21 protein-coding genes are annotated in these 22,470 nt (G+C 73.8%); 18 read left to right on the top strand and 3 right to left on the bottom strand.

All coding sequences use genetic code 11. The features are described 5' to 3' along the window. The first annotated feature begins 13 nt into the window (after positions 1-13). Positions 14-1,522, top strand: coding sequence for a CoA-acylating methylmalonate-semialdehyde dehydrogenase (locus E4623_RS19135; RefSeq protein WP_134768176.1), 1,509 nt, complete (start codon positions 14-16; stop codon positions 1,520-1,522). A gap of 527 nt (positions 1,523-2,049) precedes the next feature. Here E4623_RS19135 and E4623_RS22805 read toward each other — a convergent pair. Then, positions 2,050-2,610 (bottom strand): hypothetical protein, encoded by a 561-nt coding sequence (locus tag E4623_RS22805; protein WP_167736762.1) that lies wholly within the window; start codon positions 2,608-2,610, stop codon positions 2,050-2,052. 60 nt (positions 2,611-2,670) lie between these two features. Between E4623_RS22805 and E4623_RS19125 the strand changes: the two genes are divergently transcribed. From E4623_RS19125 to E4623_RS19045, 17 genes are all read left to right on the top strand, one after another. Continuing rightward, positions 2,671-3,936, top strand: a complete 1,266-nt coding sequence (locus E4623_RS19125; RefSeq protein WP_134768175.1) for an acyl-CoA dehydrogenase family protein — start codon at positions 2,671-2,673, stop codon at positions 3,934-3,936. Then, positions 3,933-5,012, top strand: coding sequence for a phosphotransferase family protein (locus E4623_RS19120; protein WP_134768174.1), 1,080 nt, complete (start codon positions 3,933-3,935; stop codon positions 5,010-5,012). The genes E4623_RS19125 and E4623_RS19120 overlap by 4 nt, the downstream gene beginning before the upstream one ends. Continuing rightward, the gene (locus E4623_RS19115; RefSeq protein WP_134768173.1) at positions 5,012-5,725 is read left to right on the top strand and encodes a histidine phosphatase family protein; all 714 of its coding nucleotides are present in this window, start codon (positions 5,012-5,014) and stop codon (positions 5,723-5,725) included. The genes E4623_RS19120 and E4623_RS19115 overlap by 1 nt, the downstream gene beginning before the upstream one ends. 166 nt (positions 5,726-5,891) lie before the next feature. After that, a complete protein-coding gene (locus tag E4623_RS19110; protein ID WP_134768172.1) occupies positions 5,892-6,779 on the top strand; it encodes an endonuclease/exonuclease/phosphatase family protein in 888 nt (295 codons plus the stop codon). A 10-nt stretch (positions 6,780-6,789) separates the two neighbouring features. Further along, a complete protein-coding gene (locus E4623_RS19105; protein ID WP_167736761.1) occupies positions 6,790-7,866 on the top strand; it encodes a VanZ family protein in 1,077 nt (358 codons plus the stop codon). After that, positions 7,863-8,282 carry a hypothetical protein gene (locus E4623_RS19100; RefSeq protein ID WP_134768170.1) on the top strand — a complete coding sequence of 140 codons (420 nt, stop codon included), beginning with the start codon at positions 7,863-7,865 and terminating at the stop codon, positions 8,280-8,282. Before E4623_RS19105 ends, E4623_RS19100 begins: the two co-directional genes overlap by 4 nt. A 9-nt stretch (positions 8,283-8,291) precedes the next feature. After that, positions 8,292-9,146, top strand: a complete 855-nt coding sequence (locus E4623_RS19095; protein WP_134768169.1) for an FkbM family methyltransferase — start codon at positions 8,292-8,294, stop codon at positions 9,144-9,146. Between the two features lie 1,010 nt (positions 9,147-10,156). Further along, complete coding sequence (locus E4623_RS19090) at positions 10,157-10,771, top strand: TetR/AcrR family transcriptional regulator (protein ID WP_348537301.1); 615 nt, start codon at positions 10,157-10,159, stop codon at positions 10,769-10,771. Further along, positions 10,768-11,562: a TIGR03084 family metal-binding protein gene (locus E4623_RS19085; RefSeq protein ID WP_134768168.1), complete on the top strand. Its 795-nt coding sequence runs from the start codon at positions 10,768-10,770 to the stop codon at positions 11,560-11,562. The genes E4623_RS19090 and E4623_RS19085 overlap by 4 nt, the downstream gene beginning before the upstream one ends. Continuing rightward, positions 11,559-13,313 (top strand): acyclic terpene utilization AtuA family protein, encoded by a 1,755-nt coding sequence (locus tag E4623_RS19080; RefSeq protein ID WP_209020771.1) that lies wholly within the window; start codon positions 11,559-11,561, stop codon positions 13,311-13,313. Before E4623_RS19085 ends, E4623_RS19080 begins: the two co-directional genes overlap by 4 nt. Before the next feature lie 166 nt (positions 13,314-13,479). After that, positions 13,480-13,971, top strand: a complete 492-nt coding sequence (locus E4623_RS19075; protein WP_245155173.1) for an SRPBCC family protein — start codon at positions 13,480-13,482, stop codon at positions 13,969-13,971. Next, on the top strand, positions 13,968-15,560 hold the full coding sequence (locus tag E4623_RS19070; protein WP_134768167.1) for an acyl-CoA carboxylase subunit beta: 1,593 nt from the start codon (positions 13,968-13,970) through the stop codon (positions 15,558-15,560). The genes E4623_RS19075 and E4623_RS19070 overlap by 4 nt, the downstream gene beginning before the upstream one ends. Before the next feature lie 5 nt (positions 15,561-15,565). After that, complete coding sequence (locus E4623_RS19065; protein WP_134768166.1) at positions 15,566-17,530, top strand: biotin carboxylase N-terminal domain-containing protein; 1,965 nt, start codon at positions 15,566-15,568, stop codon at positions 17,528-17,530. Next, positions 17,527-18,699 carry an acyl-CoA dehydrogenase family protein gene (locus tag E4623_RS19060; protein ID WP_134768165.1) on the top strand — a complete coding sequence of 391 codons (1,173 nt, stop codon included), beginning with the start codon at positions 17,527-17,529 and terminating at the stop codon, positions 18,697-18,699. The genes E4623_RS19065 and E4623_RS19060 overlap by 4 nt, the downstream gene beginning before the upstream one ends. A 193-nt stretch (positions 18,700-18,892) precedes the next feature. Next, positions 18,893-20,041 carry a YihY/virulence factor BrkB family protein gene (locus E4623_RS19055; protein ID WP_209020770.1) on the top strand — a complete coding sequence of 383 codons (1,149 nt, stop codon included), beginning with the start codon at positions 18,893-18,895 and terminating at the stop codon, positions 20,039-20,041. Next, positions 20,034-20,321 carry a hypothetical protein gene (locus tag E4623_RS19050; RefSeq protein ID WP_134768164.1) on the top strand — a complete coding sequence of 96 codons (288 nt, stop codon included), beginning with the start codon at positions 20,034-20,036 and terminating at the stop codon, positions 20,319-20,321. Before E4623_RS19055 ends, E4623_RS19050 begins: the two co-directional genes overlap by 8 nt. A gap of 14 nt (positions 20,322-20,335) precedes the next feature. Beyond that, positions 20,336-20,761, top strand: coding sequence for a hypothetical protein (locus E4623_RS19045; RefSeq protein WP_134768163.1), 426 nt, complete (start codon positions 20,336-20,338; stop codon positions 20,759-20,761). 84 nt (positions 20,762-20,845) lie between these two features. Here the strand turns inward: E4623_RS19045 and E4623_RS19040 are convergent, their stop codons facing one another. Beyond that, positions 20,846-21,598 carry a serine hydrolase gene (locus E4623_RS19040; protein WP_134768162.1) on the bottom strand — a complete coding sequence of 251 codons (753 nt, stop codon included), beginning with the start codon at positions 21,596-21,598 and terminating at the stop codon, positions 20,846-20,848. Further along, positions 21,595-22,404: a DUF1295 domain-containing protein gene (locus E4623_RS19035; protein ID WP_134768161.1), complete on the bottom strand. Its 810-nt coding sequence runs from the start codon at positions 22,402-22,404 to the stop codon at positions 21,595-21,597. The genes E4623_RS19040 and E4623_RS19035 overlap by 4 nt, the downstream gene beginning before the upstream one ends. Between the last annotated feature and the right edge of the window lie 66 nt (positions 22,405-22,470).

Genomic DNA, 22,470 nt, shown 5'->3' with positions numbered 1-22,470 from the left:
GAAGGAAGCACCGATGACCGACCTGCCTGTCCTCGACCACTGGATCGGCGGCACCCTCGCCGCCGGCACCTCCGACCGCACCGGGCCCGTCTACGACCCGGCCCTCGGCGAGGTCACCAAGCACGTCCGCTACGGCTCCGCCGACGACGTCGACGCCGCGGTCGCCACCGCGCGCGCGGCGTTCGCGGGGAAGAGCGGTTGGGGCCGCTCCTCGATCGCCAAGCGGCAGACCGTGATGTTCGCGTTCCGTGCGATCCTCCACGAGCGCCGCGACGAGCTCGCCGCGCTGCTCACCTCCGAGCACGGCAAGGTGCTCAGCGACGCCGCCGGCGAGGTGGCCCGCGGGATCGAGGTCGTCGAGTTCGCGTGCAGCATGCCCCACGTCAGCAAGGGCGCGTACTCGCAGTCGGTCTCCACCGACGTCGACCTCTACTCCATCAAGGAGCCGCTCGGGGTCGTCGGGATCATCAGCCCGTTCAACTTCCCGGCCATGGTGCCGATGTGGTTCTTCCCGCTGGCGATCGCGACCGGCAACACCGTCGTCCTCAAGCCGTCGGAGAAGGACCCGTCGGTCGCCAACTGGCTGGCCGCCGCGCTGACCGAGGCCGGCCTGCCCGACGGCGTCCTCAACGTCGTCCACGGCGACAAGGAGGCCGTCGACCGGCTCCTCGAGCACCCCGACGTCGCGTCGATCTCGTTCGTCGGCTCGACGCCGATTGCGCAGCACGTCTACGAGACCGGCACCCGCCACGGCAAGCGGGTCCAGGCCCTCGGCGGCGCGAAGAACCACATGCTCGTGCTGCCCGACGCCGACCTCGACCTGGCCGCCGACGCCGCGGTGAACGCCGGCTTCGGCTCGGCCGGCGAGCGCTGCATGGCGATCTCGGTGCTGCTCGCCGTCGACCCGGTCGGGGACGAGCTGGTGGCGAAGATCCAGGAGCGGATGACGAAGCTGGTCACCGGCGACGGCCGCAAGGGCGCTGACATGGGTCCGCTCATCACCCGCGAGCACCGCGACAAGGTGGCCGGCTACCTCGAGGTGGCCGCCGCCGACGGCGCCTCGCTGGTCGTCGACGGACGCGGGGTGGAGGCCGACGGCGCGGCCGACGGCTTCTGGCTCGGCCCCTCGCTGGTCGACCACGTCGGCATCACGTCCACGGTCTACACCGACGAGATCTTCGGTCCGGTGCTCTCGATCGTCCGCGTCGCCTCCTACGCCGAGGGCCTCGAGCTGATCAACAGCGGCCAGTTCGGCAACGGCACCGCGATCTTCACCAACGACGGCGGCGCCGCCCGCCGCTTCCAGCAGGACGTCGAGGTCGGCATGATCGGCATCAACGTCCCAATCCCCGTGCCCGTCGCCTACCACTCCTTCGGCGGCTGGAAGGCCTCGCTCTTCGGCGACTCCAAGGCCTACGGCCCGGCCGGCATGGACTTCTTCACCCGCGAGAAGGCCGTCACCTCGCGCTGGCTCGACCCGAGCCACGGCGGCCTCAACCTCGGGTTCCCGCAGAACGAGTAGGCGCCTCCCGCCCCGACCGGCGGGCTCTCCGGCGGTCGAGCCGTGTCCGGTGGTCGAGCCGCGGGGACGGAGTCACCGCGAGTCGAGACCTTGGGGTGTCGGGTGGTCTCGACTCGGCTCGACCATCGGGGCCGGTGGGTCCTGACCTGGCTCGGCGGGCTCTCCGGTGGTCGAGCCGCGGGGACGGAGTCACCGCGAGTCGAGACCTCCGGGACCGGTGGGGTGGTCTCGACTCGGCTCGCTGGCGCTCGCCGGCTCGACCAGCGGGGCCGGTGGGTCCTGACCTGGCTCGGCGGGCTCTCCGGTGGTCGAGCCGCGGGGACGGAGTCACCGCGAGTCGAGACCCCTGGAGGTGCCGGGTGGTCTCGACTCGGCTCGCTGGCGCTCGCTGGCGCTCGCCGGCTCGACCAGCGGTTGCCGGTGGTCGAGCCGCGGGGACGGAGTCACCGCGAGTCGAGACCTCGGTAGGGTGGGGGTCCTGACCCGGCCCGACCAGCGGTTGCCTCGCTGTCCGGACCACGGTGGCCTCAGGCGGTGGTGCAGCGCTCCTGGGCGCCGAGGAGCGCGGCGGCGGCCGCGCTGTCGGAGCGGCCGGTGAGGGTGTCGACCAGCGCGGCGGGCACGTCGTCGGGCGGGACGGCGGCGTCGAAGCAGCGCAGGAAGGCGGCGGCGTCCAGGTCTCCGGCGCGGCCCGCGCCGCGGGCGGCGGCGACGCGGTAGTCCACGCACCCGGTGTAGGCCTCGACCCACGCGCCGGCGACGTCGACGTCGAGCACCGGCAGCGTCTCGACGACCTGACCCTTGTCGTCGACGACCTCGGCGGCGACCAGGTCGTCGAGGCTGACGACGTCGAGCAGCGCGTCGGCGAAGCACCCGGCCTCGGCGAGGACGTCGGCGGAGGCGACCTCGTCGCCGGCGTACAGGTCGACGAGCCCGGCGCGGACGACGTCCGGCTGGGCGGGGTGGTCGTCGGTCTGGTGGAGGTCGGCGTCGCACCCGCCCAGCACGAGCGTCGCGACCCCGGCGAGCGCTGCGAGCCTCGGGAGCGCCGACGCCCTGGCAGCGGCGGGACGACGAGCGGTGCGCACGGGGCCGATCATCCCACGGGGGCCTCCCGTGACGGGGCGCCGCCCGTTACCGTGCCGGACGTGGACTTCGCCCCCTCGCCCCGTGCCGCCGACCTCACCGAGCGCGTCCGCGCGTTCCTCGCCGAGGAGGTGGAGCCGGTCGAGGTCGACTACCACCGTGAGCTCGCCGCCCGGCGGCTCGACCCCTCGCTGGGCAGCCCGTGGGAGCCCCTGCCCGTGCTGGAGGAGCTGAAGGCGAAGGCACGCGAGCGCGGGCTGTGGAACCTCTTCCTGCCCCGCGAGCACGCCGGCGAGTACGCCGTCCGGTTCGGCACCGACGGCGGCGAGGGCCTCACGAACGTCGACTACGCGCCGATCGCCGAGCTCACCGGCCGGTCGGCGATCGCGCCGATCGTCCTCAACTGCAACGCCCCCGACACCGGCAACATGGAGGTGCTGCTGCGCTACGGCACCGACGCGCAGCGCGCCGAGTGGCTCGAGCCGCTGCTCGAGGGCCGGATCCGGTCGGCGTTCACGATGACCGAGCCGGGCGTCGCGTCCTCCGACGCCACCACGATGGAGGCCACCGCCGTCGTCGACGGCGACGAGGTCGTCATCAACGGCCGCAAGTGGTGGTCGACCGGGGTCGGGCACCCCGACTGCCGGATCTTCGTGTTCATGGGCCTGACCGATCCCGACGCCGACCGGCACCACCGGCACTCGATGGTGCTCGTCCCGCGCGACGCCCCCGGCGTGACGATCGAGCGGATGCTGTCGACGATGGGCTTCCACGACGAGCCGCTCGGCCACGGCGAGGTCTCCTTCACCGACGTGCGGGTGCCGCTGGCCAACATCATCGGCGGGCCGGGCGAGGCGTTCTCGATCGCCCAGGGTCGGCTCGGCCCCGGCCGCGTGCACCACTGCATGCGTCTGATCGGGCTCGCCGAGAAGGCGCTCGAGCTGGCCTGCCGCCGCTCGCTGGAGCGGACGGCGTTCGGCAAGCCGCTCGCGAACCTCGGCGGCAACCGCGAGCGGATCGCCGAGGCCCGGATCGCCATCGACTCGACGCGCCTCCTCGTGCTGCACGCCGCGTGGAAGCTCGACCGGGGCGGCCCGCTCGACGCGCTCAGCGAGGTCGCGCAGATCAAGGTGGCCGCCCCCCGGATGGCGCAGGAGGTCATCGACATGGCGATCCAGCTGCACGGCGGCGGCGGGCTCTCCGACGACCACCCGCTGGCCGGGGCCTGGACGGCGGCGCGCTCGCTGCGCCTGGCCGACGGACCCGACGAGGTGCACCGCGGCGTCGTCGCGCGCCTCGAGCTCGGCAAGCACGGGGCCAGCCGGTGACGGGACCGGTCGACGGCAACCCGGCCAGGCCGGTCCGTGACGAGGACGCCTTCGACGTCGACGCGGTGGCGGCCTGGATCGGTCGCGGCCCGATCGCGGAGGTGCGGCAGTTCGCCGGCGGCGCGTCCAACCTCACCTACCTGCTGCGGTACGACGACGCGGCCGGCGCGCCGGACCTGATCCTGCGTCGTCCGCCCGCCGGGGCGAAGGCCCGCGGCGCGCACGACATGGGTCGCGAGCACGACGTCCAGCAGGCGCTGGCGCCGGTCTTCCCGTTCGTGCCGGCGATGGTCGGGCTCTGCACCGACCCCGCCGTGATCGGCTCGGAGTTCTACGTGATGGAGAAGGTCGACGGACTCATCCCGCGCAAGGACTTCCAGGTGGAGGTGACGCCGGCCGCCGCCTCGGCCCTCTGTGGCGACGCGCTCGACGTCCTGGTCGCGCTGCACGACGTCGACGTCGCCGCCGTCCCCGCGCTGGCCGCGTTGAGCAGGGGCGACGGGTACGTCGCGCGCCAGGTCGGCGGCTGGACGAGGCGGTTCGCCGACGCCCGCACCGACGACACCGGCGACTGGGGCTCGGTCGTCGCCTGGCTCGACGAGCGTCAGCCGCGCGACGTCGGCCAGGTCCTGGTCCACAACGACTTCCGCCTCGACAACCTGGTCCTCGACCAGGACTCGCTCGCCGTCGTCGGCGTCCTCGACTGGGAGATGGCGACCGTCGGCGACCCGCTGATGGACCTCGGCGGCGCGCTCGCCTACTGGGTGCAGGCCGACGACGACGAGGTCTTCCAGATGTTCCGCCGCCAGCCCACCGCCGCCCCCGGCATGTGGACGCGCGCCGAGGTCGTCGCCGCGTACGCCGAGCGCACCGGCCGCGACGTCGACGCCGGGCAGTGGCGCTTCTACGAGGTGTTCGGCCTCTTCCGGCTCGCCGTGATCATCCAGCAGATCTGGTACCGCTACGTGCACCGGCAGACGACCAACGAGGCGTTCGCCCACCTCGGCGGCGCCGTCGCCTACCTCGAGGGTCGCTGCCGGTCGCTGGTCGGCTCGGCGTCGGACGGGGCGGCCTGATGGGCGTCGTCCTGCTGGTGCGTCACGGCCAGGCGTCGTTCGGCACCGACGACTACGACGTCCTCTCCGAGAACGGGTGGGAGCAGGGACGCCGGCTCGGCGGCTGGTTCGCCGAGCACGAGGCGGCCCCGACCGCGCTGGTGCGCGGCGACATGCGGCGCCACCGCGAGACCCTCGGGGCGATGAGCGAGCGGGCCGGCTGGACCGCCGCCGACGTCGTCGAGGACCCCGCCTGGAACGAGTTCGACCACCTCGGCATCATCGCCGGGTTCCTCGGCACCCCCGGCGCCCCCGGCGCCCCCGGCGCCCCCGGCGCCTACGAGGTGGAGGGCGACGTCCGGCACGATCGCCGGGCCTTCCAGCGGTTGTTCGAGCGGGCGACGGAGCGCTGGGCCGCCGGCGACGGCAGCTACGACGAGACCTACGCCGGCTTCGTCGGCCGCGTCCGCGGCGCGCTCGACCGCGCCGCGGCGACGTCCGGCTCCGGTCGGACGACGGTGGTGGTGACCTCGGGCGGTGCGATCGCCGTCGCCTGCGCCGCCCTGGTCGACCCCGACGCCGACCCGCCTACGGCTGCCCGCCTGTGGCAGCGCTTCAACACCGTCACGGTCAACACCTCGATCACCCGCGTCGTCGTCGGCTCCTCGGGTCCGCGGTTGCTCACCTTCAACGAGCACCCCCACCTCGACGGCGGCCTGCTGACCTACCGCTGAGTGTCGGCGTGGCGGATCCTGGCGGGCGGGATTTCCCCGGTCGACCGGGGATCCCTGAACTTGTCGGCCGGGATATCGGCCCCCAGGTTCAGACTTCCCCGGTCGACCGGGGAAATCCCGGACCGGGTCCCCGGTCCACGGCGCAGCCCTCACGTAGGTTGCCCGGGTGACGGGACGGCGGGGCGGGCTGAGGCGGACGGTGGCGTCGGTCGTGGCGGCCGTGCTGCTGCTCGCCGGGTGCGACGGCGGGGGCGAGGAGCCACCGGACGGCGGCGGGGCCGAGCCGACGACGGCGGGCCCGGACGCCGCGGACCTGCCGCAGCGACGGCTGCTCACCGTGGCGACGTTCAACGTGCTGGGCGCCAGCCACACCTCGCCGGGGGGTGGGGCGGCCGAGTACTACCCGCCGGCGGCGGAGCGGATCGGCGGCATGCTGGAGCGGATCCGGACCTTCCGGCCCGACGTCCTCGGCCTCCAGGAGCTGCAGGCGCGGCAGTCTGCGGTGCTGCAGCGGCGGCTGGGCGACCGGTTCGGCTACTTCGGCGACCTCGACAACGCGGTGGTGTGGCGGCGCTCGAGGCTCGCGGTGCTGGAGCGGACGACGCTCACCATCCCGTACTTCTACGACAACCTGCGCGAGATGCCGGTCGTCGTGCTGCGGGTGCGGTCGACCGGCGACGTCGTCACCGTGGTCAACGTGCACAACCCCGCCGACGTGCGCGGCGAGGCCGGCGACAACCGGGCCGAGGCGATGGCCCGCGAGCGCGCGTTCGTCGAGGCCGAGCGCGCGAAGGGCCGCGCGGTGCTGCTCGTCGGCGACCTGAACGCCGAGGAGGAGGCCTTCTGCGCCCTGGCGGAGGGCGGCCTCCTGGTCGCGGCCAACGGCGGGTCGCACCGGCGCGGGACCTGCCGCCCGCCCGGCGACGCCGCGATCGACTGGGTCCTCGGCGCCGGCGTCGAGTTCAACGGCTACCACTCCGATGCCTCGGCGCGCGAGGAGAAGGTGTCCGACCACCCCTTCGTGGTCGCGACGGTGGCCCGGTTGCGGCCGTAGGGTTCGGCCGGTGGGGGACCAGGCGACCAACGCACTCGTGGCGATCGTGCTCGGGTCGGTGGTGGCGGTCGTGCTGCTGGTGCCGACCGCGGCGTACCAGTACCGGCTCGACGGCAAGCTGCAGCCGAAGGACCTCGCGGTGCTGCTGTCCGGCGCGGTCTACGGGCTCTCGCTGTGGACCTACACGCTGCTGCCGATGCCGGCCGCCGACAGCTACCGGTGCCTGGGACGCCAGCTCGAGCCGCTCGGGTCGATCAGCAGGATCTGGACCGACGTCGGCGCCGCCGACCACACCTTCCAGGTCGGCCAGGTCGCGCTCAACGTGCTGCTCTTCGTGCCGTTGGGCTACTACCTGCGCGTCATCGTGCGGCGCGGCGTCGTCACCGCGGCCCTGGTCGGCCTCGCGACGTCGCTGCTCATCGAGGTCACCCAGGACACCGGCGTCTGGCACCTCTACGACTGCCCCTACCGGCTCTTCGACGTCGACGACCTCATCGTCAACACCCTCGGCGCGGTGTGCGGCTCGCTGCTCTCGTACGTCGTCCTCGACCGTCGCGACGACACCACCCCGCCCCTGCCGAGCACGGTCAGCCTCGGTCGCCGGCTGGTCGGGCTCGCGAGCGACGTCATCTTCTCGGTGCTCCTCGGCGGCGCGGCCGCGGCGGTCTACCGCGGCATCACCGTGCACGGATCCGGTGACCACGACGCCGGGGTCCGCACCGTCGTGCTGATCGGCGTCCCGTACGTCGTCCAGGCGGTCTCGGTGCTCGCGGTGGGTCGGACGATCGGCGAGCACGTGGTCGCGGTCCGGGCGGTGCCGCCCGCGGGCCGCGCCGACGGGTCGCCGTACCCCCGGCGGCTGGTCAAGCTCGCCGCCGGCGCCACCCCGGCGTTCGCTCTGGCGGCGGTGCTGGTGGCCGGTGGCGGCTGGGCCGTCGCGGCCCTCGTCGGGCTGGGGCTGCTCGCGGTGGCCCAGGTCGCCGCGGCCTGGCGCACCGAGCAGCACCGCGGGCTGAGCCACGTGGTCGCCGGGCTCGACCTGCGGATCGCCACCGAGGAGGCGCTCGAGCGCGAGGTGCGGCGGTGAGCGCCGTCCGGACGGCTGCCCGGGTGCTGCTCGCGGCCGTCCTGCTGGTCGCGGGCGTCGCGCACTTCGCGATCGCCGAGGAGTTCCTCGGCCAGGTGCCGACGTTCCTGCCGCTGCGCGAGGAGATCGTGCTCGTCTCGGGCGTGGTCGAGCTGGTGCTGGGCGCGGCGCTGCTGGCGCTGCGGGGCGACCGGCTCGCGGTCCTGGGCGTCGTGGTCGCGGTGTTCTTCGTCGCCGTGTTCCCCGGCAACGTGTGGCAGGCGGTCCACGGCTCGCCGTCCTTCGGGCTCGACACCACGACCGGCCGGGTGGTGCGGCTCCTCTTCCAGCCGCTGCTCGTGGTCTGGGCGCTGTGGTGCACCGGCGGCTGGGACCGGCGCCACCACGTGGCCCGGCGCCTGAGACCACCCCCCTAGGGTGGCCGCATGGATCAGGACATCGCGACCTGGACGCCGCAGCGCGTCGACGACGACGCCTGGCTGCTCGTCCGCCCCGGTTCCCGGCGTCGGGTGCGCCAGCTCGGGCCGCCGGAGGTGGAGGCGAGCATCGTCTACCAGCCGCGCTCGGCGCGGACCCGCCAGGGCCGCTTCGAGCGTGCGGTCGCCGAGTTCCTCGGTCGCGAGCACTCCGCGTGGCTGCTCCGGGCGGTCGGGGCGAACGTCGTCCTCGACGTCGGCGGCAACAAGGGCCAGTACGCCAAGAGCCTGCGCCGCAACGGCTACACCGGCCGCATCGTCAGCTTCGAGCCGGTCGCGCACCTGGTCGAGCGGCTCCGCGAGCTCTCGGCCGACGACCCCGACTGGCGCGTCGTCGACTGCGCGCTCGGTGACGAGGACGGCACCGCCGAGATCAACATGACCCCGGGTCCGCTCAGCTCGCTGCTGCCGGCGAGCGAGTTCGGGCGCGACTGGGCCGAGAACCTCGGCAAGACCACCGTCGAGGAGATCAGGATCCACCGGCTCGCCGACCTCTGGGACGACGTGATGGCCGGCCTCGACGAGCCGCGCCCGTTCCTCAAGATGGACACGCAGGGCTACGACCTCGAGACCTTCCGCGGCGCCGGCGACAAGGTGCAGCAGCTGCTCGGCCTCCAGTCGGAGGTCGCGATGGTGCCGATCTACGACGGCATGCCCCGCCTGGCCGAGATGCTCGAGGTCTACGAGGCCGCCGGCTTCCAGACCACCGGGATGTTCCCGGTCAACCGCGACCGGACGACGCTGCGCGCGATCGAGTTCGACCTGATGATGGTCGGGCCCGCCTACGTGCCCGACGAGGCGTGACGGACGCACCCCGTCTCCCTCGTGTTCGAGACCCGCGCGTGGGCTCGAGCCCCGGGGGTCTCGACTCGCGGTGACTACGTCCCCGCGGCTCGACCAACGGGGGCGGCTCGACCCGGCGGAGGTGGCTCGAGCAGCGGAGGGGCCCCACCGTTGGTCGAGCCGGTGAGCGTCAGCGAGCCGAGTCGAGACCTCGCCTGTGTGTGGGGTTGTGACGGCGGGGGTCTCGACTCGCGGTGACTTCGTCCTCGCGGCTCGACCAGCGGAGGGCCGCACCGTTGGTCGAGCCGGTGAGCGTCAGCGAGCCGAGTCGAGACCTCGCCCGTGTGTGTGGTTGTGGCGGCGGGGGTCTCGACTCGCGGTGACGTCGTCCCCGCGGCTCGACCAACGGAGGCGGTTCGACCCAGCGGTGGCGGCTCGAGCAGCGCAGGCGGCTCGAGCAGGGGAGGGGCCGCACCGTTGGTCGAGCCGGTGAGCGTCAGCGAGCCGAGTCGAGACCTTGCCCGTGTGTGGGGTTGTGCCGGCGGGGGTCTCGACTCGCGGTGACTACGTCCCCGCGGCTCGACCAGCGGAGGCGGCTCGAGCAGCGGAGGGGCCCCACCATTGGTCGAGCCGGTGAGCGTCAGCGAGCCGAGTCGAGACCTCGCCCGTGTGTGGGGTTGTGACGGCGGGGGTCTCGACTCGCGGTGACTACGTCCCCGCGGCTCGACCAGCGGAAGTGGCTCGACCAACCGAGGCGGTTCGACCCAGCGGAGGGCCCCACCGTTGGTCGAGCCGGTGAGCGTCAGCGAGCCGAGTCGAGACCTTGCCCGTGTGGAGTTGTGACGGCGGGGGTCTCGACTCGCGGTGACTACGTCCCCGCGGCTCGACCAGCGGGGGCGGCTCGACCCAACGGAGGCGGTTCGACCCACCGGAGGCGGCTCGACCAGCGGAGGCGACCGGCGGCCGGCACGACCCTGCTCAGTTAAAGTCAGGGTTGACTGTTTGTTCGTGCGTGCGGCATCGTCGTCGACGTGCCGACGTCGACGCCGCAGCGGGTCCCCCAGGAGGAGCGCACCCGCGCGATGCGCGCGCGGCTGCTGGAGGCCACCGTCGAGTGCCTCGTCGAGCGCGGCTTCGCCGGGACGTCGACCACGCTGGTCTCCGAGCGGGCCGGGGTCAGCCGGGGGGCGCAGCTGCACCACTTCCCGACCAAGAACGACCTGGTGGTCGCTGCCGTCGAGCACCTGACCGTCGTCCGGGGTGCCGAGCTGGCGGCGGCCGCGACGCGGCTGCCGACCGGCGCCCGCCGCACCCGCGCGGTGCTCCAGGTGCTCGGCGAGCACTTCGCCTCGCCGGTCTTCTTCGCCGCCCTCGAGCTGTGGGTGGCCGCCCGCACCGACGAGACGCTGCTCGCCGCCGTGGCGCCGCTCGAGCAGCGGGTCGGGCGCGAGGCGCACCGGCTCGTGGTCGAGGCGCTCGGCGCCGACGAGTCGCAGCTCGGCGTCCGCGAGCTCGTGCAGGCGACCCTCGACCTGGTGCGCGGCCTCGGCCTGGCCACCACCATCAGCGACGACGCCCGGCGCCGCGGCCGGATCCTCGACGAGTGGGCCGGCGTCCTCGACGCGCGGCTGGAGGAGCACCGATGACCCTGCTCGACGAGCTGCTGGCCGACCTGACGGCCGAGGGCGACCGGCTGCGCGCCGTCGTAGCCGACCTCGACGGGGCCGGGTGGGCCACCAGCACCCCCGCACCCGGCTGGAGCGTCGCCGCCCAGGTCGCCCACCTGCTCTGGACCGACGAGGCCGCCACCCGCGCCGCCCGCGCCCACGACGACCAGGAGTCGTGGGACGCGCTGGTGCTCGCCGCGATCGAGGACCCGACCGGGTTCGTCGACGCCGGCGCCCTCGAGATCGCCGCGCTGGCGCCCGAGGACCTGCTCGCCCGCTGGGACGGCGCCCGTGCCGGGCTGGCCGAGGCGCTGCGCGCCGTCCCAGACGGCGTGAGGATGCCGTGGTTCGGACCGCCGATGGCGCCGGCGTCCATGGTCACCGCGCGGTTCATGGAGACCTGGGCGCACGCGCTCGACGTGTACGACGCCCTCGGTGTCGCACCGGAGGTCACCGACCGCATCCGGCACGTCGCCCACCTCGGCGTGCGCACCCGCGGCTTCGCGTTCGCGACCCACGGGATCGACGTGCCCGACGCCGACGTGCGGGTCGAGCTCGTCGCGCCGAGCGGCGAGACCTGGGCCTGGGGGCCCGAGGACGCCCCGGAGCGGGTGAGCGGACCTGCCCACGACTTCTGCCGCCTCGTGACCCAGCGGGTGCACCGCGCCGACACCGACCTCGTCGCGGTCGGCCCGGGCGCCGACGCCTGGCTCGACGTCGCGCAGTGCTTCGCCGGGCCGCCCGGCCCCGGCCGGGAGGCCGGCCGGTGACCGCGCCGCTGCGGATCGGCAACTGCTCCGGCTTCTACGGCGACCGGCTCTCCGCGATGCGCGAGATGCTCGAGGGCGGCTCGGCGGACGGGGCCGGCCTCGACGTCCTCACCGGCGACTACCTCGCCGAGCTGACCATGCTGATCCTCGGCAAGGACACGATGAGGGACCCGCGCCTCGGCTACGCGCGCACCTTCGTCCGCCAGGTGGAGGAGTGCCTCGGCCTCGCGCTCGAGCGCGGCGTCCGGATCGTCAGCAACGCCGGCGGGCTGAACCCGGCCGGCCTCGCCGACCGGCTCCGCGAGGTCGCCCGCGGGCTCGGCCTCGACCCCGTGGTCGCCCACGTCGAGGGCGACGACCTCCGTCCGCGCGCGGACGAGCTCGGCCTCGACGGCGCGCTCACCGCCAACGCCTACCTGGGTGGGTTCGGCATCGCCGCCGCGCTCGGCGCCGGCGCCGACGTCGTCGTCACCGGCCGGGTCACCGACGCCTCGCTGGTCGTCGGCCCGGCCGTCGCCCACCACGGCTGGACGCCCACCTCGTACGACGAGCTGGCCGGCGCCGTCGTGGCCGGGCACGTCCTCGAGTGCGGCACCCAGGCCACCGGCGGCAACTTCTCCGGCTTCCTCGACCTCCCGGCCGGGTCGCTCGACCGGCCGCTGGGCTTCCCGCTCGCCGAGATCGCGGCCGACGGGTCGTGCGTGGTGACCAAGCACGACGGCACCGGCGGCGCGGTCACCGTCGACACCGTGACCGCCCAGCTGGTCTACGAGATCCAGTCGACGCATTACCTCGGCCCCGACGTCACCACCCGGCTCGACACCGTGCGGCTCGAGCAGGTCGGCCCCGACCGGGTCGCCGTCACCGGCGTGCGCGGTGCGCCCCCGCCGGCGCGGCTGAAGGTCTGCGTCAACACCCTGGGCGGCCACCGCAACACGATGGAGCTGGTGCTCACCGGCCTCGACGTCGACGCCAAGGCCGACTGGGTCCGCGCCCAGCTGGACGGCGTGCTGACGGCGTCCTCGGTGACCTGGACCCGCACCGCCCTGCCCGCCGTCGACGCCGACACCGAGGAGGGCGCCTCCTGCCTGCTGCGGTGCACGGTCAAGGACGCCGACGCCGGGCCGGTCGGCAAGGCGTTCACCGGCCCGCTCGTCGAGCTCGCCCTCGGCTCCTACCCGGGCTTCACGATGACCTCGCCGCCCGGCCCGCCCACGCCGTACGGCGTCTACCGGCCGGCCTACGTCGACCGCGCGCACGTCGAGCACACCGTCGTCCACTCCGACGGACGCCGCGAGGTCGTGCCCGACCCGCCCGGGCTGGCCGACCCCGACGGGGGCGTCGACCACGCCGGCCGCCGGCCCTCGCCGTACCCCGCGCCGGCCGACACGATCACCCGGCGGCTGCCGCTCGGCACCTTCGTGCACGCCCGCTCCGGCGACAAGGGCGGCGACGCCAACCTCGGGCTCTGGGTCGCGCACGACGGCTCGCCGGCGTACGCCGACCGCGTCACCTGGCTCACCAAGCTGGTCACGCCGCACCGGGTGCGCGAGCTCGTGCCCGAGGCGGCCGCGCTGCCCGACGACGCGATCGACGTCTACGTGCTCCCGCACCTCGGCGCCGTCAACGTCGTCCTGCGCGGCCTCCTCGGTGACGGGGTCGCCGCCTCCACGCGTTTCGACCCGCAGGCCAAGGGCCTCGGCGAGTGGGTCCGGTCGCGGCACGTCCAGGTGCAGGAGGGCCTGTTGTGAGCACGGCTGGGGCGGTGCGCCCGCCCGGCGCACGAGCCGGTCGTCGGTCCCGCACCGTCCCGGGCGACCTGCAGACCGACCCGCACACCGACCTGCACACCGATCCGCACACCGAACCGCACACCGAACCGCACACCGACCCGCACCGCCGACGAGAGGACCTACCGTGGTGAAGCTGCTCCGGCCGATGGGTGACGAGGTGAGCCTCCACGTCGACGCCCCGGTCGCCGAGGTGTGGGCGTTGGTGAGCGACGTGACCCGGATCGGGGAGTTCTCGCCGGAGACCTTCGAGGCGAGGTGGACCAGGGGCTCGACCGGACCCGAGGTCGGCGCGACGTTCGCCGGTCACGTGAAGCGCAACGGCGTCGGCCCGACGTACTGGTCGCCGTGCCGGGTGACGGTGTGCGAGCCGGAGCGGGTCTTCGAGTTCTCCGTCGGCACGGACGCGGTCTCGGTCAACAACTGGGGCTACCGGCTCGACGCCGAGGACGGCGGCACCCGGATCACGGAGTACTTCCGGCTCCAGCCGGCGCTCCCGATGCGCCTGTACTGGCTGCTGCTCGGGCGCCTGCGGGGGCGCACCAACGTCACCGGCATGCGCACCACCCTCGAGCGGATGAGGGCGGTCCTCGAGAGCCCGACGCAGGACCCGGCATGACCACCGCCCACGGGCCCAGCCACCGGGAGGCGATGCTCGAGAAGCTCGCCGACCTCGAGATGGAGCACGCCCGGGCGGTCGCCGGCGGCGGCGAGCGCAGCGTCCAGCGCCACCACGACCGCGGCAAGCTGATGCCCCGCGAGCGGATCGAGCTGCTCGTCGACGAGGGCTCGGCCTTCCTCGAGCTGTCGCCGCTGGCCGGCTGGGGCTCCGACTTCACCGTCGGCGCCAGCGTCGTCACCGGCATCGGCGTCATCGAGGGCGTGGAGTGCATGATCACCGCCAACGACCCGTCGGTGAAGGGCGGGGCGAGCAACCCCTGGACGACGAAGAAGGTGTTCCGGGCCGCGCAGATCGCCGAGGAGAACGGCCTCCCGACGGTCTCGCTGGTCGAGTCCGGCGGCGCCGACCTGCCGACGCAGAAGGAGATCTTCATCCCCGGCGGCAAGCTGTTCCGCGACCTCACCCGGGCCAGCGCCCGCAAGGAGCCGACGATCGCGCTCGTCTTCGGCAACTCGACCGCCGGCGGCGCCTACGTGCCGGGGATGAGCGACTACACCGTGATGGTCAGGGGCCGGGCCAAGGTCTTCCTCGGCGGTCCGCCGCTGGTGAAGATGGCGACCGGCGAGGACTCCGACGACGAGTCGCTCGGTGGCGCGGAGATGCACGCGCGCACCTCCGGTCTGGCCGACTACCTCGCCGACGACGAGCGCGACGCCATCCGGGTCGGACGACGGATCGTGGCCCGGCTCAACTGGCGCAGGGCGACCGCGCCCCCGACCCCCGGCTCCTACGCCGAGCCCGACGCCGACCCCGACGGCCTGCTCGACCTCATCCCGAGCGACCTCAAGGAGCCGTTCGACCCGCGCGAGGTGGTGGCCCGCCTGGTCGACGGCGTCCGGGGCGGCGAGGGCAGGGCGTTCGACGAGTTCAAGCCGCTCTACGGCACCTCGCTCGTCACCGGCTGGGCTCGCCTGCACGGCCGCCCGATCGGGATCCTCGCGAACGCCCAGGGCGTGCTGTTCAGCGAGGAGGCCCAGAAGGCGACCCAGTTCGTGCAGCTGGCCAACCAGACCGACACACCGCTGCTGTTCCTGCACAACACGACCGGCTACATGGTCGGAGCGGAGTACGAGCAGGGCGGGATCATCAAGCACGGCGCGATGATGATCAACGCGATCAGCAACTCCACCGTCCCGCACCTGACGGTGGTGATGGGCGCCTCCTACGGCGCCGGCAACTACGGCATGAACGGCCGCGCCTTCGACCCGCGGTTCCTCTTCACCTGGCCGAGCGCGAAGTCCGCCGTGATGGGCCCGGCCCAGCTGGCCGGCGTCCTCGAGATCGTGGCGCGCACCTCGGCGGAGTCGCGGGGCACGACCTTCGACGCCGACGGCTTCGCCGGCACCAAGGCGATGGTCGAGGCCCAGATCGAGGAGCAGTCGCTGCCGTACTTCCTGTCCGGGATGCTCTACGACGACGGCGTCATCGACCCCCGCGACACCCGCACCGTCCTGGGCATCTGCCTGTCCGTGATCGAGAACAAGCCGTACGCGGGCACCGACCGCTTCGGCGTCTTCAGGATGTGAGCGCGATGATCTCCCGCCTGCTCGTCGCCAACCGGGCCGAGATCGCCAGCCGGGTGTTCCGCACCTGCCGCCGGCTCGGCATCGAGACCGTCGCGATCCACTCCGACGCCGACGCCGACCTGCCCTACGTCCGCGAGGCCGACCACGTCGTCCGGCTGCCGGGCACCAGCCCGGCCGACACCTACCTGCGCGCCGACCTGGTGATCGAGGCGGCCAAGCGGGCCGGGGCGGACGCCGTCCACCCGGGCTACGGGTTCCTCTCGGAGAACGCCGACTTCGCGCGCGCCGTCGCCGCGGTCGGGCTGACCTGGGTCGGCCCGTCGCCGGAGTCGATGGAGCAGATGGGCTCCAAGATCCAGGCCAAGCGGATCATGGCCGCCGCCGGCGTCCCGGTGCTCGAGGCGCCGACGGAGCCGACCGAGGCGGACCTGCCGCTGCTCGTGAAGGCCAGCGCCGGCGGCGGGGGACGCGGGATGCGCGTCGTCCGGTCGCTGGCCGCGCTGGCCACCGAGGTCGAGCAGGCCCGCGCCGAGGCGGAGTCGGCCTTCGGCGACGGCACCGTCTTCGTCGAGCCGTACGTCGAGCGCGGGCGCCACGTGGAGGTGCAGGTGCTCGGCACCGACGACGGGGTCATCGTGCTCGGCGAGCGTGACTGCTCGCTGCAGCGCCGGCACCAGAAGGTCGTCGAGGAGGCGCCGGCCCCGGGGCTCTCCGACGCCACCCGCGACGCGCTGCACGCCGCCGGCCGGGCCGCGGCCGCCGCGATCGACTACCTGGGCGCCGGCACCGTCGAGTTCCTCTACGACGGCGACCAGGACACCTTCTGGTTCCTCGAGATGAACACCCGGCTCCAGGTCGAGCACCCCGTCACCGAGATGGTGCGCGGCGTCGACCTGGTCGAGCTCCAGCTCGCGGTCGCCGAGGGGCGTGTCGTGCACCACCACGCACCGGGTCTCGACGACTCGGCACCGGTCGGCCACGCCATCGAGGCCCGGCTCTACGCCGAGGACCCCGCCGCCGGCTACCAGCCCCAGAGCGGCCGGCTGACGGCGTTCGAGGTGCCGACCGACGGCGGCGTGCGGGTCGACACCGGCTTCGAGTCCGGCAGCGAGGTCTCCACCCACTACGACGCGATGCTGGCCAAGGTGATCGCGCACGCGGCGACCCGCGAGCAGGCCGCCCGCAAGCTCGCCTCGGCGCTGGCCCGGGCGCGCATCCACGGGGTGACGACCAACCGCGACCAGCTGGTCGCCGTGCTGCGCGACGAGTCGTTCCTCGCCGGCGAGGTCAGCACCGCGTTCCTCGGCGAGCGCCCGCTCGCGGTGGGACTGGTCGGTGACCCGGGCGCCCCGGTCGCGGCCGCGGTGGCCCTGGCCGAGCGCGCCCGGCTCTCCCGCGTCGTCCAGCACGGCATCCCGGTCGGCTGGCGCAACGTCGTCAGCCAGCCGCAGCGCACGACCTTCGCCACCACGCCCGGCACGGACCACCCCGGCGAGCAGGTCGTCGAGTGGTACGGCGGCCGCGACGGCTACCGGGTCGACGGGTTCGTCGTCGTGGCGGCCGGCCCGGACGCCGTGACGCTGGAGACCGACGGCGTGCGGGCGACGTACGCGGTCGCGGTGACGGGGGCGACGGTGACGGGGGGGACGGGGGCGGTCGACGTCGACGGTCCCGGCGGGCACACCCGGCTGCACGTCGTCCCGCGGTTCGTCGACCCCGCCGACGCGGTGGCCAGCGGCAGCCTGCTCGCGCCGATGCCGGGCACCGTCGTCCGGGTCGCCGTCGAGGCCGGTCAGCAGGTGGCTGCCGGTGACGCCGTCCTGGTCCTCGAGGCCATGAAGATGCAGCACACCGTGAAGGCGCCCACCAGCGGCACCGTCGCGGAGATCAACGTCGAGGCCGGTGCGCAGGTCGCCGCCGGTGAGGTTCTCGCCGTCGTGGAGACGGCGTCAGGAGGAGATGGGTCATGAGCACCGGTCAGGTCGCTTTCACCGAGTCCGAGGAGCGCCAGGAGCTCCGCAAGCAGGTCGCGAAGCTGGCCGCCAGCTACGGCCGCGAGTGGTTCACCGAGAGGGCCCGGGCGGGGGAGAAGACGACCGAGCTGTGGCTCGAGATCGGCCGGAACGGCTACCTCGGCATCAACATCCCCGAGGAGCACGGCGGTGGGGGCGGCGGCATCGGCGACATCGCGGCCGTGTGCGAGGAGCTCGCCGCCCAGGGCTGCCCGCTGCTGCTGATGGTCGTCAGCCCCGCGATCTGCGGCACCGTCATCAGCCGCTTCGGCACCGACGAGCAGAAGCGGAGGTGGCTGCCCGGGCTGTGCGACGGCACCGGCACGATGGCCTTCGCCATCACCGAGCCGGACGCCGGCACCAACACCCACAACATCACCACCACCGCGCGCCGCGACGGCGACGGGTGGGTGCTGAAGGGGCAGAAGATCTGGATCTCCGGCGTCGACGAGGCCGACAACGTGCTGGTCGTCGCCCGCACGGAGGACGCGCGGACCGGGAAGCTCAAGCCGTGCCTGTTCGTCGTCCCGACCGACGCCGAGGGCCTCGAGCACACGCCGATCCCGATGGAGATCGTCAGCCCCGAGCGGCAGTTCCAGGTCTTCCTCGACGACGTCCGGCTCCCCGCCGACGCGCTCGTCGGCGACGAGAACGGCGGACTGGTGCAGCTCTTCGCCGGCCTCAACCCCGAGCGGATCATGGCGGCCTCCTTCAGCACCGGCCTGGCCCGCTACGCGCTGGAGAGGGCGACGGCCTACGCCAAGGAGCGCACCGTCTTCCAGACCCCGATCGGCGCCCACCAGGCCGTCGCGCACCCCCTCGCCCAGAGCCACATCGAGATCGAGATGGCCCGGCTGATGACCCAGAAGGCGGCCGCCCTCTACGACGCCGGCGACGAGATGGCCGCCGGCGAGGCCGCCAACATGGCCAAGTACGCCGCAGCCGAGGCCGCCTGCGACGCCGTCGACCGCGCGGTGCAGACCCACGGCGGCTACGGCATCAGCCAGGAGTACGGCATGGCGGGCCTCCTCGTCGCCACCCGCGCCGGCCGGATCGCCCCGGTCAGCCGCGAGATGATCCTGAACTTCGTCGCCATGCACTCGCTGGGCCTGCCCAAGAGCTACTGAGGCTCGCCCCGTCCCGATCCGTGCAATTGCCGACGTGTGGGCAGCTTCCGGGTCGAGAACTGGCCAATCCGCGGCAATTGCACGGATCGGGGACGCCGTCACGAGGTGGTGGGCGTCGCCCTCGACCGCGCAACGGCGACGTGCGTGCAGCGCGGATCGTCCCCCGCGCGGCGCCGACGGATAGGTTCTCGCCATGGGTGTCGTCGGCGGGGTGGACCGCACGCAGCGACGCTTCACCGCCGTCGGCTTCCCGCTGGCGGTGATCTACAAGTTCTTCGACGACCAGGGCAACTACCTCGCCGCGACCGTCACCTACTACGCGTTCATCGCGACGTTCCCGCTGCTGCTGCTCGCCTCGTCGATCTTCGGCTTCTTCCTGCAGGGCAACCCGGAGCTCCAGGACCAGGTGCTGAACTCCGCCCTGCGGCAGTTCCCGATCGTCGGCGAGGAGCTCGGCCGGCCGCAGGGCCTGCAGGGATCCACCGGCGCCGTCGTCGCCGGTGCTCTCGCCGCGCTCTACGGCGCCCTCGGGCTCGGCCAGGCGATCCAGAACCTGATGGCGACGGCCTGGGCGATCCCGCGCAACAGCCGCCCCAACCCGTTCCTGCTGCGGCTCAAGAGCCTGCTGCTGCTCATGTTCGCCGGGCTGGCGGTGCTGGGGATCTCGATCGCCTCGACCCTGGGCAGCAGCACCGAGGTGTTCGGCGACGGCATCAACGGCACCATCCGGGTCCTCATCCAGCTCGCGAACGTCGTCGTGGTGGGGCTCGTGCTCACCGGCCTGATGCGCTTCGCCTCCGCCCGCAGCCACGCGATCACGCGGGCCGCGCCGGGCGCGTTCACCGTCGCGCTGCTGTGGCAGCTGCTGCAGTACCTCGGCACGCTCTACGTCACCAACGTGCTCACCGGGCCCAGCTCGCTCAACCAGACGTTCGGCTTCGTCCTCGGCCTGATCGGCATCATCTACATCGCCTCGGTGATGGCGATCCTCGGCGTCGAGGTGAACGTCGTCCTGGCCCGCAAGCTGTGGCCGCGGGCGCTGCTGACGCCGTTCACCGACTCCGTCGACCTGACCGAGGCCGACCGCCGCGCCTACGCGATGTATGCGCAGATGCAGCGGCACAAGGGGTTCGAGACCGTCGTCGTCCGCTTCGACGGCCGCGACGGCGACACCCACGAGATCGTGCTCGAACCCGACAAGAAGGGCCCCGACCTGCGCGGCTCGGTGGACGCCGAGACCGACCCCGGCCCGCCGCCGACAGCCACCCTGGCCAAGCACCCCGGCGAGGGCGACCGGGGCGGCGGTCGGGGCGGCCCAGGCGACGGCTCGGGCGGTGGGTGAGCCACGGCGGCACCGCGGCCTGCGGGTCGCGGTCTGGGTCTGCGGCGTCCTGACCGCGCTCGTCGCCCTGTGGTGCGCGCTGGCCGTCTGGCTCGTGGTCGCCTCCGCCCGGTCGCCCGGTCCCGGCGAGCCGGGGTACGGCGACGGCGACCCGCACGGCTTCGCGACGGTCGGCGGGGTGCTGATGCTGCTCGTGGGGCTGGTCGCCCTGCTCGTGGTCGGACCCCTGTGGCGCGGCCTGCTGCATCGTCTCCGAGGGTTCCGTCCGGACGGGTCGTGACGCAGGATGACCCCATGACCGTCTCCGACCCGCCCCTCACCGCGCGACGGGCCACCTGGTCGGTGCTGCGCAGTCCGTCCGCGATCGGGTGCACGGTCGCGCTCGTGGCCTGGACCCTGGTCTGGGCCGTGCCCGACTGGCGCGACGGTGACCCGTCCGGCGCGGTGGTGTCGGTGGTGACGACGCTCGCCATCGCCGCCAGCCTGGTGCACGGCATGATCCGGCGCGAGCGAGGGTTCGCGACCAGCTCCCACCGGGGCACCCCGCTCGCCATCGGGCTCGGCATGGTGGTCTGCTACCTCGTCGTCAACGCCGTCGACCCGATCCTCGGCACCGGCCAGATCCTGGTCAGCGCGATCGGGATCGCGGTGATCCTCACCCTGGTCGGCGAGGGCGAGCGCTGGTACCGCGCCCGCCAGGTCCGGAGCACCCCCGGCTGAGCCGGCGGCGCAGCCCTGCGACGTCCGCCTGGCGTCGGCGGTCGACGTCGTCGCCCGACGTGAGTCGCGCGGGACCGCTCCCGCTCACGCCACCCAGGCCCGCAGCCGCTCGCCGAGCCCACGCATCCGGGCGAGCGTCGCGCTGACGTCGCCGTCGTTGGCGAGCACGGCGTACGCCGCGGTCCGGCCCGGGCCGGTCGCGAGGCCGACGTCGCACCGGACGCCGTCGTCGGTGCCGGTCTTGCTGACCACCCGCACCGGGCCGTCGGAGACGACGAGCGGGTCGAGGTCGAGGGCCCCGACGACCATCGAGTGGTCGGCACCGCCGGCGAGCCAGCCGAGCACCCGGGCCGACACCGCCGGTGACACCCAGGTGCCCCGGTGCAGACGGGTCAGCACCGAGACCCACTCGGTCGCCGTGCCGGTGCTGAGCGTGGGCGGGTGGGCGGGGTCGCGGTCGTCGCGGACGACGTCCCACAGCTGCGTCGAGCGGAGCCCCTCGCGCGGCCCGACGGCCTGCACGACGTCGAGGCCGAGCCGCTCGACCAGCACGTTCGTGGCCCAGTTGTCGCTGACCGTGCCGACCAGGGTGGCGACGTCGCCGACCGGGAGCGCGGTGACGTCGAGCCGGTGCCACAGGCCGGAGTCGGCGACCCGGGCCGTGACCGAGCGCTCGAGCAGCTCGGACGCCGCCACGGCCCCGGCCTCGAGCGCCTCGGCCAGCGCCGAGAGCAGCAGCACCTTGGCGACGCTCGCGGTGCGCAGGACGGCGTCCGGCGTCTCCGCCACCAGCACCTCGTCGGTGTCGGCGTCGACGACCAGGACCGACCAGGTCATCGCCGGGGCGGGCGCGGGAAGAACATCGGCACGCGCTCGGCGTACTCGGGGAAGCCGGGCCGCTTCATCATCGTCTTCTCGAGCAGCTTGGCGCCGGTGACGTTGCGGATGAACAGCGTCATCGCGAGCGGGCACAGCACGGTCGCGAGCCCGGGGACCCAGCCGGACCCGAGTCCGGCGACCAGCCAGAGGCCCCACCAGACGGTGGCGTCGCCGAAGTAGTTGGGGTGGCGGGTCCAGGCCCACAGGCCGGTCTCCATCACCTGCGGCCGCTGGTCGCGCGGCCTCGCCTTGTAAGCGGCGAGCTGGCGGTCGCCGACGACCTCGAAGAAGAGGCCGACGCCGTAGACGAGGACGCCGGCGACGACGGCCGGCCACCACGGGGCGTCGAGCACGGCCGCGACCGCGACGGGAGCGGCGACGAACCACTGCGCCGTCCCCTGGGTCACCAGCACGCGGCGCACGACGGTGCCCATGCCGACCTCGGACACCGACCCGCCGAGCATCTCGGCGTACCGGGGGTCCTCCTTGCCCTGGTGCTCGCCGACCGCGCGGCCCCGGACGTGCCAGGCCAGGCGACCACCCCACGCCGCGACCATGGCGACCAGCAGCCACCGGCGCCACGCCTCACCCTCGTCGACGACGGTGCCGAGGACGGCGGTCGCGACGGCGACCAGCACGAACCCGGCCCCCCACGCGATGTCGACGACGGCGGCCTTGTCGAGCTGCCGGATCCGGATCGCGGTGACGGTCATGCCGAGGACGACCGCCGCGAGGGCGACCGCCAGGGCCAGGACGCTATGCATGGGCGTTCACGACTCGATCCTCGGGCATGGGTCGGCTGGGTGGCAGCCCGGTGGCGGCCCGGGGGT

This window comes from Nocardioides sp. 1609 (genome assembly GCF_004522105.1).
Lineage (GTDB): Bacteria > Actinomycetota > Actinomycetes > Propionibacteriales > Nocardioidaceae > Nocardioides.
The sequence above is the reverse complement of the archived record's forward strand: the minus strand, read 5'-3'. Positions and strand labels throughout refer to the sequence as shown.